Here is a 12,556-nt window from a genome sequence, read left to right as displayed (position 1 = left end):
TTGAATTCCGGGTTTTTAAAACCCGGAATTCAAACCCTTTCGGTTCCAACATAGTGTTTTGTCCCATAAATGAATGTCGTCAGTCCATTCATCTAATTCGAGGAAATGAATGTTTTCTTTGCGTAAAGCAGGCAGTAATTGTTTATTAAATGTTGCATACAGCTGATCAATTAAATGATGCGTCTTGTGACTTATTTGGCTAAATGCTTCGTCGGGACGTAAGCCATCAATCGTTAATTTGTTTGAAGACAAGGCAATTTTTTCTTTAAGTCCGGCGACGCGAATCTCAAAAAACTCATCCAGATTGCTACTGCAAATACTCAGAAAGCGCATGCGCTCGAGTAAGGGTACGCGTTCATCATTAGCCAACATGAGTACTCGCTGGTTAAATGCAATCGCTGAAAACTCTCTATTGATGTAATATTCCGGATTATCCAACACTATGTCCACAAAAAACTCCATTTTTAAATAATATTCCCTTTCTAGTTGCTTGGATAGGGAGATTAAATGAACTGCTCTTTTTTACTTTGTATGACTTAACGTACCAGGAAAAAACAAACGCCTATAAACGCAATAAAGCCATAAAAAGGTGACAAATTCCAAAAAGTTAAAGCAAGAAAAAATAACAAACAGCATAGTGTAATTGGTATGGAAAAATACATACCGACAACCCCCTGCGCAACCGAATAACTGGCTGCTGCCAATAAGGCTAAAGCGCCATACTGAACACCGATCATAATTTTGCGTGTAGCTGGGCCATTGTGACTAGTAAGCCATTGATAGCCGATGACCGTCATAATTAATCCAGGTAGATTAAGGCTGAGTACAGCCAGAACTAATCCGGTAAATCCTGCCGCTTTATAACCGATTAAGGCGGATAATTTAACTGCGGTGAGCCCGGGAAAAACAAAGCTGGAACCTATCATGGCAATAAATTCTTCTTGTCCAATCCAATGTCGGTAATCTACCGCTTCATATTCTAATAGTTTGAGCATTGAATTACCGCCACCTAAGGAAATAAGGCCAATTTTGCCGAAACTATAAATAATGGCCAATAATGTCTTGATCATAGATGCAAAATATTTTTTAGGAATGTTACATACTCGCAGGAAACATGTTTACCCAGCAAGTGTTCTGCAATATTTTCTACGAGTTCTCGTGCTTTTCCTTCAATACAGGCACTTAAATAGACTTGATTATGGACCTCAAGTCGTGCTAATTCGAGTTTTATGGTTGGTTGCGTTGGAAATTTATAGATAAAAGCCTCCTTTCTAACATAAACTTCCATCCCTTCGTGGGCAATGCGTTGCACAATCTCTTGTACAATTGGAGCATGTGGATTGGTCTTTTTGCCATCCACACCAAGTGAATCAATATTTATTTTGGCATCAAAACCTAATGCCTGGTCGGATTGTTTCAACAAGGGCTTATAAAGCAATTCATGGTCACGTCTTTTGATGTTATAGTTGCTGCCAGGTAATAGGTAGTAATGATCTTCGCGATGTTTTTGATGATAGTTTGCTAAATCCAGTAATGAATTATCAAGGGTGTTCATTACAATGGTTTTATCATCAGGCCAAAAAAAGCGTATTTCCCATTTTATTTTTTCTGATTTTTTTTTAACCAAAATTTCCGCAGGAAATGCAGTTGTTATTGGGGTAAATTCAAAATTCCAAACCAAACGCTGATTCATACTGCATCTATTTCCTTCTTTATAGGGGCAAAAGTAGTGGGTCTATAGACCCTATGCTATTGTTTAAAAAAGAGTATATACTACATGTTTATCCTGCAATAATAAAAAAAGCAAGGGAAGGTATTTTTATGGCTATTCTATTTTTCTTAGTTTATCTAATCTTTACACTGATAGTTCTTTACCGCGCAATGAACCCACTCGTCTGGGAATTAGGCAGTGTGTTTTATTTAGTCGTCGCAACGTTTGCGATTGGACTCCCATGGATCGTGGGCTTTGTGCTGTGGTGTATTATTATCGTTGCCCTCCTCATTGTCTATATGGAGCCATTGCGTGCCAAAATTGCCGATTTTTTATATAAAACGGCAGGAAAATCCGTGCCAAAATTATCAAAAACAGAAGAAGAAGCGCTCAATGCAGGTGATACTTGGCTCGAAGAGGATATTTTTAAAGGTACTCCCGATTGGGAGCGCTTGGCTAAGGTTTCTACCGCCCTTTCTGCGGAAGAACAGGCATTCGTTGATAACGAAACCCAAATTTTATGTAGCATGATTAATGAGTGGGAAATTAGCCAGACACGTGATCTGCCTGAAAACGTTTGGCTCTATCTTAAGGAACATGGTTTTTTTGGTTTGGTCATTCCGAAAGAATATGGTGGTAAAGGATTTTCTGCGCGTGCGCATTCGGAAGTGGTATTGAAAATTGCCACCCGTTCCGGTGTTGCCGCGGTAACCACGATGGTACCTAATTCTTTGGGCCCTGGTGAGTTAATCAATTACTATGGAACGGAAGAGCAAAAAAATTATTATTTGCCTCGCCTTGCCAAAGGGATTGATATTCCTTGCTTTGCCTTAACAGAGCCTGGAGCGGGTAGTGATGCGACTTCAATTCAATCCGATGCCCTTGTGGTACAAAAGGAGATGGATGGGGAGACGGTACTTGGTTTAAATATCACCTTAGATAAGCGTTGGATTACCTTAGCGCCGATTGCTACGTTGATTGGTTTGGCGGTTAATGTTCGCGATCCTGATGGTTTGTTGCAGGGTAACGGGGTTGAGGGGATTACGTGTGTATTAGTGCCTCGTGATACGAAAAATCTAGAAATAGGTAATCGCCATATTCCCGCAGAACAACCGTTTATGAATGGTACTATCCGCGGAAAAGATATTTTTGTGCCGATTACGGCCGTGATTGGTGGTCAGAAGCGCCTCGGTGGTGGTTGGCAAATGCTGGTTGAATGTTTGTCAATTGGTCGTTCGATTTCTTTACCAGCAATGGGGGCCGGTTCTTCCGCTGTTTCCTATTTAACTGCAGGAGCCTTTGCTCGAATTCGCCGCCAATTCAACGTAGAAATTGGCCAGTTTGAAGGTGTTGAAGAAAAACTTGCGGAAATTGCCGGCTTAAGCTATTTAACCAATGCGACCCGTTTATTAACGGTGGCTGCCGTCAATGAGCATAAAAAGCCTTCAGTTGCTTCAGCAATTACAAAGTATTTCAATACCGAATTAGCACGGGTAGTAATTAATGATGCAATGGATTTACATGCCGGCCGCGGCGTGGTGGTTGGGCCGCGCAATTACTTGACCGGTTTTTATCAAGGCATTCCGATTTCCATTACCGTCGAAGGTGCAAATGTGATGTCACGTAATCTCTTGATTTTTTGGCCAAGGTTCTATGGCATGCCATCCTTTTATCCGTGATGAATTTTATGCGGTTGCTAATGAAGATAAAGCCGCGTTTAGGGAGATTATTTGGAAACATATTCAGTACTTCATGCAAAACTTCGCCAAAGCAATTTGTTCTGCATGGACTGGTGGAGTGTTTATTCGTGCACCTAATAGCTCCATGAAGCGTGAATATAAGCGTTTGACGCGATTAAGTCATGCTTTTGCTTGGTTGGCTGATTTATCCTTAATTTATTTAGGGGGCGATCTTAAGCGTAGAGAACGTTTATCAGCGCGACTAGCAGATGGTTTGTCTTATCTGTATATGGCTATGGCCGCTTTACGTAATGTGCAGTTGAATGAAGATAATCCTGATGAGCAATTGCATGCACAATGGGCTGTTGCGTATTGTTATTATCATGCGCAAAAATCCATGATCGGTTTATGCCATAATTTTCCTTCGAAAACGTTGGGTTTTTTAATGCGCTTGGTTGCTTTTCCGTTTGGGCAAACAATGCGTCATCCAACCGATAAATTGGAGCAAAAGCTAGCGCGTTTGATGACCCAAAACAACCATTTCCGCGAGCGCTTGAAGACGCTTGTTTATTTAAGTGGCGATTCAAAACAACCAGTAGATCGAATGGAACATGCATTACAATTGATCATTCAAAATGATGAGTTGGCTAAAAAAGTAAGTGATTTAAAGAAAGTTAAATTTGGTCAATTAAGTGGCAAACTACAAGAGAAAGTTGCGAAAAAAGAATTAACACAACAAGAAATGGATGCGTTGCTGGCCGTAGAAGCTGCACGTTGGGATGCAATTTTAGTTGATGAGTTTACCTTTGATTCAATGAGAAATAGTACGTTTAATTCAGTAATTGATGAGATTAAATCACCTTTTATGTAAATTTTTACATGCTCTTAACAGCAAACCAGAAAATCGACATCAGTAAAATGGTGTCGATTTTGCTATAATTAGCTCAAGCAGATAATGCAACACTTAAAGAGAGATTTAATCATGGCTAAAGCATCTAGATTCCCTTCTACTACTGAAATTAAAAGCGCAATGGAAATGGCAGGGAGTTCAATTGAAGGAACCGAGTATTTGGTTTCTCGGATTAAAAAGTTAGCTGAAAACTCAAAGCTCTTAAGTAAGTCTCCGGAATTGAAAGCTAATGTTATTGCCGCGATAGAACAATTTGCTGAATACGTTAAATTTAAGCTTACTACTCATGGTCAACCTTGGTCTGGCCAACGTATTGAAACTTCAGACTTAAAAAATATGCAGAAAAATATCGCTGAATCTGCTGCCAAAGAGTTAACGGGCAAGTTATCTGAGGTCAAACTCGATTATGCAGTGAGTGAAAAAGGCCATTATGTGCGTGGTTATTCCTCAAACAATGGCGCATTGGATTCCAAATCAGTTGAGTCCTTAGATAAGTTATTTAATGCCTGGCTGGCTAGTAAGGACTACGTTATCAAAGGTGGTTATTTATATAGTGCAAATGACTCAGTACAAGGCGAAAACATGCGCATTAGCGCTGATGTAGTTAAAAAACTAATGGCTGAAGGTGGTTTACAAGAGTTCATGGCTGAAAAAGGGTTTAATACATCAATGAAAGCACGCGATTACCCTGGTGAACAAAAAGAAGCTCAAGCACAACAGGAAGTAGAATATGCTGTGGAACAAGCTAACCGGGTATCTGAGGAGCGTGCACCGGATGTTGTGCCAGAAGAAGCACCAAATGCTGGAGTTGGACGGCATTAGAGACCTTGCGGCAGTTGATCATTATTGGTTGTTTGCCGCATGTAGTCGTTCTAGAGAGCCTATATCAAACCAAATGCCATGATAGATGCTCGCAGTAGCTTTGTTGTGCTCTGCATAGCTCCTAATTAATGGCGCAACAGAGTAACGTCCTTGCTTGCAGTCAGCAAAGACGCTTGGGTGATAACAACAGATACCAGCTAGGGTATATTCTCGGTTGGTGTTAGTTAGTTGCTGCTGATTCACTAAACCAAAATCGCCATGATGGTTTAATTTTGGATTATTATTAACTAAAATAATATGAAGTGAATCATTCTCTACAGGCTGGAGTTGGGTAAAATCAAAATCAGTATAAATATCGGCATTTACGGTAATAAATGGCTGATTACCCAAAAGTGGTAACGCATTGACAATCCCGCCACCTGTTTCCAGGCCACCCGGTGGTTCAGGTGAGTAACAAATTTCAACTCCCCAGCGAGCACCATCGCCTAAGTGTTGGCGAATTTGTCCGCCAAGATAAGCGTGATTGATCACCAACCGTTCAAAACCAGCCTGTGCTAAATTGACGATATGACGTTCGAGTAACGATTGACCGTTGACAACACATAGCGCCTTCGGCTTTAATTCGGTAAGTGGCTTTAAGCGCTCCCCACGTCCTGCAGCCAAAATCATTGCTGTTTTCATGGTAGATAAACCTTCCTTTGCAGAACGTGAAATAATGGATGTAATTCTTCATAGGTTTCGGTACATTCAAGAACATATTTTAACGTCAATGGTAAATCTTTCAGATATCCCGATTTATTATCGCGTAAATGTAGGCGCGAAAAGACACCTAAAACTTTTAAATGCCGTTGTAATCCACACAGGTCAAAAGCGCGAATAAAGGCACTCAAAGAATAACGGTCGTTATATACGCTTTGCGCGTAGAAAAATTCAACCCATTCGAGGATTTTTGCTCGTGGCCAGGAAATATAACAATCCTTGAGCAATGAAACTAAATCATAGGTACAAGGACCGCACATCGCATCTTGAAAATCAATAACGCCTAGGTCTTCCTGCTTATTGATAAGCATGAGATTGCGTGAATGATAGTCGCGATGAATAAAGGTTTGCGGTTGTTGGGTGATTTCAGTGGCAATCCATTCCATCGTCTTTTGCAGTACATTGCTTTCTTCAGTGCTAAGTTCTAAGGCAAGATAGGATTTGAGAAACCATTCTGGACATAAATTCATTTCTTTCATCATAAAGGCATGATCAAAGACAGGCAGTAGCGGATCGTCAATCGTGCACGATTGAATTTTAAAGAGGGTCTTCATGGCTTTTTGGTAATGCGTCGTGGCGGTTTCTGCGTGGAGAACATTTAACAGCAGCTGATCACCCAAGTCACTTAATAATAAAAAGCCTTGCTGTAAGTCCATGGCTAGGATTGTGGGGGTATGTACTTCTGCTCGTTCTAATGTTTGGGCCACATGGACAAACGGATTTAGATCTTCCTTGCCTGGTGGCGCATCCATGACCACATGCGTTGAGCCATTGTAGTGCATGCGGAAATATCTTCTAAAGCTCGCATCACCAGCTAAGGGCGTCAAGACGAAATCTTGTTGTTTTATCGTCTTAACTAGCCACTCTTTCAGTGCGTTTTCTCGTTCATGCATGATATACTTCCCGTCATTATTTTCAACTGTGTTCGCACGCAGTATGTCTTCTATTGTGTGCATCATAAGGCATTTTATTACTTGTGGACAAGATTTCAGTAAAATGGTGCTTGATGGGGTGTATGACAACAGCCCTTACATCGCTGTTGGTTATGTATCATAACTTTGCTCATGCTGACTCATTGATTAATGAACCAGTACAGGCTTGTGTCATCGCGCGTGATGTTGATTTGACTGATGCTCTACGGGCCAAATTCGCCCAATGTTTGGGCTGGAAAGCGGATCAAAATTCCCCCATTTGTTTAGGCTCATATCGACCAATTACCGTAACGCCACTTAGCTCAGCAGATGAAATACGGATTCGGGCCGACAAGGCTTCTTTTTATCAAAGTAAGCCATCAACGCTATCAGGGCATGTGGAAATACAACAAACGCAGCGCATTGTTAATGCGCAAACGGCTTATGTGTATCGCGATGCTAAAAGCAATCAAATTAGCAAAATCGAGTTTTTAGGTAATGTGCGTTATTTAGAACCAGATAAGTTAATGATTGCCAGAAAAGCAACCATTTACCCTCAGGATAAATCAGGACAGACCGAAGACGTTTTATATCGTTTTAACACGAATAAAGGCCAGGCTTTACTTCCGGCATGGGGGCGGGCGAGCATAATGAAACGCTTTGCTAATTCTGATTATTTATTACGCCAAGCAACATACACAACCTGCGCTCCCCAAGATAAAGCCTGGGAGCTCGAAGCGAAATCAATTAGTATTGATAATAAAAAAGCAGTTGGCGTGGCGCGTAATGTTAAGCTACGTATTCATGAGTGGCCAGTTCTGTATGTTCCTTATTTAAGTTTTCCTACCAGTAAAGAGCGTAAATCAGGTTTTCTCATGCCTGTAGGTGGCTATTCCAACACCGGTGGTTTTGACTTTGGACTTCCTTATTATGTGAATTTGGCACCTAACTATGATTTAACCTTAATTCCGCATGCATACAGTGAACGTGGGGTGATGATGGGCGCTGAATATCGTTATTTGACAGCTAAAAGCTATGGGGTGCTTAGTGGCAGTCTTTTACCTGACGATGCGGCCTATCGCAATTTTTTGCAGAATCATGAAGCGCGATTTCCCTGGCTTAAAGATCATTCAACAAACCGTTGGTCATTTGGCATTTTGGAGACCACTCAGTTTACTCCTGATTTACGTTTACATGTGAACGTACAACAAGTTTCGGATGATTATTATTTTCAAGACTTTAGTACGAATTTAGCCTTAATTACGCAAAGACAATTGTTGCGTCAAGCCGATTTATCGTACAACACGGAAAATTGGGTTTTTCGAGGCATGGTGCAAAGCTATCAAACCCTACATCCTGTTAATGAAACCCCAATTGCTGATCAATATGAGCGCTTACCGCAACTTTTAGCCCGTGGTTATTATTATGATTTGCCAGTACATGCTAATTTAAATATTCTTGGCCAATATGATCAATTTTTTTGGCCTGGTACGCAATGGGAAGGGGCGCAAATAGGAATGCCGCGTGGTCCGCGCTTGCATTTTAACCCGGTACTTTCATTGCCGCAACGTAAGGCTTGGGGCTACATTACGCCTTCTGTTGAGTTTGTTGAAAATTATTATGAAGTCAAAAATAATTGGGGGCCAAAGCATACAGACTATAATCGTTTCATCCCCCGTTATTCCGTACAGAGTGGCTTATTTTTTGAGCGAAATTTTAATTTTCTGAGCGACACATACACTCAAACTTTAGAGCCTAGTGTGTTTTATTTGCGGGTTCCTTATCAAGATCAAAGCGCTATTCCTATCTATGATACCGCGAATATGATTTTTAATGTTGACCAACTATTTAGAACGAACCGTTTTTCAGGCTTTGATAGAATTGGTGATGCGAATCAATTATCCTATGCCGTTACTACGCGTTGGCTATCCGAACGAACTGGCAATGAACGCGCTAATTTTTCTATTGGTCAAATTAAATATTTTTCTACCAGACGTGTGCAATTATGTCGAAGTTTTGACGGATCATGCTTTGCTTATCCTTATGAGATTGGGCAACTGTCGCCTTTTGCTGCGACATCGCCAATTGCCTCACGGGCGGCATATCATCTGAATTCGGTATGGGGAATTACAGGGGATTACGTATGGAATCCGGCAACTTCAGCAACCAATAATGGCGATCTTAATTTGCATTACCAGCCCGCAGCGAATGCGATTATTAACTTTGGTTATACCTATTTAGTTAATGGTGATGTTACATCGGTCCGTAATAATGGTACTACCAATAATGCATTGCATCAGGCCATAGTTGCTTTTTCTTTACCAGTGAATGATAAATGGAGCACCATAGGCGCTTATAGTCATAATATTAGTAAAAATTACAGTATGATGTCCTTGTTCGGAATGCAATATGACAACTGCTGTTGGGCTGTTCGTATTTTAGGTGGAAGAACATTTAAAAATTTAAATGAATCCTATGAGCCGCAATATAATAATAATGTCTATTTGCAAATATTATTAAAAGGCTTAGGATCTGTCGCGAATAATGATCCCAATGGCATCTTGCGTACTTATATACCAGGTTATCAGGATCCATTTCATTAATCGTTGTTGATAATGTTATGCTAAGAAAACGATTACTCGCGAGTAATAATTGCCCCTAAGTATAGTGGCAGAAATTAGACAAAGTTGCTTGTATTTTGATTAAAAATAACTTAGTGTCTCGTTAATTTTAAGATTTCGAGTTACATAGGCTAGGATCGCAACAGATTGCTCGAAAAAAGTTAAATAAGGATTAAGGTATGTATAAAAGAATAGCACTCATTTGCGTTTTGCTTGCAGCAGTTGGTGTTACCCAGGCAAAACAACTATTGGATAAAGTAGTTGCTGTGGTAAACAACAGTGTAATTACTGCAAGTGAACTCGATAAACAAGTGGCTATGGCTAAAAAGCAACTTCTTGCACAAAGAATACAACTTCCTCCTGATTCGGTGGTGCGTAAACAAGTATTGCAACATTTGATTGATGTGGATCTGCAACTACAAATGGCAAAACAACATGGTATTAGTGTTGATGATACGGAATTAACGCAAGCAATTGAACGAATTGCTGCCGCAAATCATGCGACTTTATCACAAATGCGCGAAGAAATTGTTAAACAAGGTATGGGATGGAATGAATACCGCGAGAATATTCGTAAAGAAATGATCTTGTCGAACTTACAACAAAAGGCCGTTGGTCATGATGTCATGATTACTAATGAGCAAGTAGAACAATATTTGAAAACCGAAGGTGATTTACCCGTTGATCGTACCCATCTAACGTATCACTTACAAAATATAGTAATTCCTTTAAATGATGAGCCTACGCCTGCGCAAATGAAAAAAGCTCAGGCTATCGCCGCACAGATATTGATAAGCATTAAAAAAGGTGCTGATTTCAATCGTGTAGCTGTAGAAAAATCTACTGGTGATTTTGCATTAGATAGCGGTGATTTGGGCGAACGGCATTTAGCAGAGTTACCTGAACTCTTTGCTAAAGAGGTGGTGAATATGAAAGTCGGCCAAGTGGCAGGGCCTTTACGTGCAGGTAATGGATTGCAATTAATTAAATTAGTCGCGATTGGTGGTGAACAGCAACAGCATATGGTTACCTTGACACACGTGCGTCATATTCTGTTAAAGCCAGATGCCAATATGCTCCCTGAAGATGTGAAAAAGCAAGTAAATAATATTTATCAGCAATTAAAAGCGGGCAAAGATTTTGCTAAAATGGCGAAACAGTATTCTTTAGATCCTGGCAGTGCGGTTAAAGGTGGCGATTTGGGTTGGGTTACTCCAGGTGAACTTGTGCCTGAGTTTGAAAAAACAATGAACAAACTTGCTTTAAATCAAGTAAGTCAACCGGTAAAGACCCAATTTGGCTGGCATCTAATTGAAGTATTAGGACGCAAACAGCAAGATGACTCAACCGCCTTTAAGAAACAACAGATCAGACAATTTTTACACCAACGTAAATTTGCTGAAGCCGTGCAAAACTGGCAGCAGCATATACGTACTGATGCCTATGTGAATATTGTTGAAAAGGACTTAGCATGAAGCCACTGCTCATTAGCAGTGGTGAGCCCGCGGGCATTGGTCCTGATTTGTGTTTGGCACTTGCTGACTACGACTACCCGGTGGTAATTTTAGGTGATCAACGAGTATTGATGTCTAGGGCGCAAGAATTAAAGAAAATTGTTCATTTTCACGAATATAAAAGCGGACAAGTAGTTGAACCTAAATCAGGACACTTATCAGTGCTTTCAATTGCTTGTCCTACTCCCGTAATCAGTGGTCAGTTAAATCCGCAAAATGCTCCCTATGTCATTGAATTATTAACTCGGGCCGCGCAATTATGCGGTCGCGGTGAATTTGCTGCACTAGTTACCGCTCCAGTGCATAAGGCTAATATTAATGCTGCCGGTATTTCCTTTACTGGGCATACTGAGTTTTTTGCCGACTTCTATCATGTAGAAACTGTAGTGATGATGTTGGCATGCTCGTTAATGAAAGTTGCCTTAGTGACAACACACTTGCCGTTACGTATGGTACCTGATGCCATCACTGTCGAACTAATTATGCAAGTCATTACCCAGTTGCAGCAGTCATTAGCCAGGGATTTTGGTATTGTTCATCCTCGGATTAAAGTTGCGGGTTTAAACCCTCATGCCGGAGAATCTGGCTATTTAGGACGTGAAGAGATCGATATAATTACGCCGGCATTAATCAACTTACAAAGTCAAGGTATTAATGTACACGGTCCTCTGCCAGCAGACACGATGTTTATTAAAGATCATTTAAAAGAGTGTGATGCCTATGTTGTTATGTATCATGATCAAGGACTCCCTGTTCTTAAATATGCTGGTTTTAATGAGGCGGTTAATGTTACTTTAGGCTTGCCAATAATTCGCACCTCAGTTGATCATGGAACGGCTCTGGAATTAGCTGGTCAAAATACACTTGATATCGGTTCAATGCTTGCTGCAGTGGAAATGGCAAAAAATATGGCTTTAGCTAGGAATCAATAATGACAATCATTAGTTTAATCGCCGCAATTGATGAAGCCGGTGGTTTAGGCTTCAACAATCAGCTGCTCTGTCATCTTCCCGCCGATCTACAGCATTTTAAAGCAATCACTATGGGTAAGCCGGTAATTATGGGGCGCAAGACGTTTGACTCTATAGGAAAACCATTACCTGGTCGTGTAAATATTGTTTTGAGTCGTCATTCGGAGGTTTCAATTAAAGATGTCTTGGTTTTTAACTCCTTAGGGCAGGCTTTAACTGAAGTTCAACATTATCCTGAAATTATGATTATTGGCGGTGAGCAACTGTTTGCTACAGCAATGCATGAGGCAAACTCTTATATATAACGCGTATCCACCACCAATTTATAGCAGATGTATTTTTTCCCGAAATAGATATGGCACTCTGGAATTGTACTGCTCAAGAATTTCGTCAACGTGACGAAAAAAATGAATACGATATGACCTTCTATAGATATGAGCGGATAAAGTAGGTTGGCAGCAAACAAAGAGGGCTTTTATGCCCGTTATTCGTGCTGCGAATACCGGGTAATAAAGTTTAAAATAAGTCCAACATGGTTTTCCATAGATCGAAATGGACAGAGGTAAATAAGCAAAAGAAAAATAATCAAAAAAAATGAAAAAAGTGTTTGACATGATCCGTGAAATCAGTAGAATACGCAGCACGCCTCGGGGGCAAG

General features: G+C 40.5%; 8 protein-coding genes and 3 pseudogenes. 6 read left to right on the top strand and 5 right to left on the bottom strand.

What is annotated here, in order from left to right:
- Window positions 1–72 precede the first annotated feature (72 nt).
- The 3 genes and pseudogenes from LDG_RS09600 to LDG_RS09590 form a co-directional block, all read right to left on the bottom strand.
- Window positions 73–450: pseudogene (locus LDG_RS09600) on the bottom strand (polyphosphate kinase 1); the annotation flags it as partial.
- 86 nt (window positions 451–536) lie between these two features.
- Entirely contained in the window at window positions 537–1,070 is a 534-nt protein-coding gene (locus LDG_RS09595; protein WP_040535253.1) for a chromate transporter, read from the bottom strand.
- Complete coding sequence (locus tag LDG_RS09590) at window positions 1,067–1,693, bottom strand: hypothetical protein (RefSeq protein WP_006871118.1); 627 nt, start codon at window positions 1,691–1,693, stop codon at window positions 1,067–1,069. Before LDG_RS09590 ends, LDG_RS09595 begins: the two co-directional genes overlap by 4 nt.
- A 128-nt stretch (window positions 1,694–1,821) precedes the next feature.
- Here LDG_RS09590 and LDG_RS20615 point away from each other — a divergent pair.
- Window positions 1,822–4,261, top strand: a pseudogene (locus LDG_RS20615) (acyl-CoA dehydrogenase).
- Window positions 4,262–4,372: 111 nt separating this feature from the next.
- On the top strand, window positions 4,373–5,122 hold the full coding sequence (locus LDG_RS09580) for a hypothetical protein (RefSeq protein ID WP_006871115.1): 750 nt from the start codon (window positions 4,373–4,375) through the stop codon (window positions 5,120–5,122).
- Between the two features lie 21 nt (window positions 5,123–5,143).
- Here LDG_RS09580 and murU read toward each other — a convergent pair whose 3' ends face one another.
- Together murU and LDG_RS09570 are read right to left on the bottom strand one after the other, a co-directional pair.
- A complete protein-coding gene (murU, locus tag LDG_RS09575; protein WP_006871114.1) occupies window positions 5,144–5,803 on the bottom strand; it encodes an N-acetylmuramate alpha-1-phosphate uridylyltransferase MurU in 660 nt (219 codons plus the stop codon).
- On the bottom strand, window positions 5,800–6,774 hold the full coding sequence (locus tag LDG_RS09570) for an aminoglycoside phosphotransferase family protein (RefSeq protein WP_040535252.1): 975 nt from the start codon (window positions 6,772–6,774) through the stop codon (window positions 5,800–5,802). Before LDG_RS09570 ends, murU begins: the two co-directional genes overlap by 4 nt.
- Before the next feature lie 122 nt (window positions 6,775–6,896).
- Here LDG_RS09570 and LDG_RS09565 point away from each other — a divergent pair, with 122 nt between their 5' ends.
- The 4 genes and pseudogenes from LDG_RS09565 to LDG_RS09550 all read left to right on the top strand — a co-directional run bounded on the left by LDG_RS09565 (window position 6,897) and on the right by LDG_RS09550 (window position 12,349).
- On the top strand, window positions 6,897–9,395 hold the full coding sequence (locus tag LDG_RS09565) for an LPS-assembly protein LptD (RefSeq protein ID WP_006871112.1): 2,499 nt from the start codon (window positions 6,897–6,899) through the stop codon (window positions 9,393–9,395).
- A gap of 197 nt (window positions 9,396–9,592) precedes the next feature.
- Entirely contained in the window at window positions 9,593–10,888 is a 1,296-nt protein-coding gene (locus LDG_RS09560) for a peptidylprolyl isomerase (protein WP_006871111.1), read from the top strand.
- The gene (gene pdxA, locus LDG_RS09555; RefSeq protein WP_006871110.1) at window positions 10,885–11,859 is read left to right on the top strand and encodes a 4-hydroxythreonine-4-phosphate dehydrogenase PdxA; all 975 of its coding nucleotides are present in this window, start codon (window positions 10,885–10,887) and stop codon (window positions 11,857–11,859) included. Before LDG_RS09560 ends, pdxA begins: the two co-directional genes overlap by 4 nt.
- A pseudogene (locus LDG_RS09550) lies at window positions 11,859–12,349 on the top strand (dihydrofolate reductase). Before pdxA ends, LDG_RS09550 begins: the two are co-directional and overlap by 1 nt.
- Window positions 12,350–12,556: the final 207 nt, after the last annotated feature.

Origin of the sequence: Legionella drancourtii LLAP12 (assembly GCF_000162755.2) — a bacterium.
GTDB lineage: Bacteria > Pseudomonadota > Gammaproteobacteria > Legionellales > Legionellaceae > Legionella > Legionella drancourtii.
The sequence above is the reverse complement of the archived record's forward strand: the minus strand, read 5'-3'. Positions and strand labels throughout refer to the sequence as shown.

What these genes read in the sequence shown, in the direction of transcription:
- LDG_RS09595 (WP_040535253.1), bottom strand. Translation starts at nt 1,070, where the DNA reads ATGATCAAGACATTATTGGCCATTATTTATAGTTTCGGCAAAATTGGC.
- LDG_RS09590 (WP_006871118.1), bottom strand. Translation starts at nt 1,693, where the DNA reads ATGAATCAGCGTTTGGTTTGGAATTTTGAATTTACCCCAATAACAACT.
- LDG_RS09580 (WP_006871115.1), top strand. Translation starts at nt 4,373, where the DNA reads ATGGCTAAAGCATCTAGATTCCCTTCTACTACTGAAATTAAAAGCGCA.
- murU (WP_006871114.1), bottom strand. Translation starts at nt 5,803, where the DNA reads ATGAAAACAGCAATGATTTTGGCTGCAGGACGTGGGGAGCGCTTAAAG.
- LDG_RS09570 (WP_040535252.1), bottom strand. Translation starts at nt 6,774, where the DNA reads ATGCATGAACGAGAAAACGCACTGAAAGAGTGGCTAGTTAAGACGATA.
- LDG_RS09565 (WP_006871112.1), top strand. Translation starts at nt 6,897, where the DNA reads ATGACAACAGCCCTTACATCGCTGTTGGTTATGTATCATAACTTTGCT.
- LDG_RS09560 (WP_006871111.1), top strand. Translation starts at nt 9,593, where the DNA reads ATGTATAAAAGAATAGCACTCATTTGCGTTTTGCTTGCAGCAGTTGGT.
- pdxA (WP_006871110.1), top strand. Translation starts at nt 10,885, where the DNA reads ATGAAGCCACTGCTCATTAGCAGTGGTGAGCCCGCGGGCATTGGTCCT.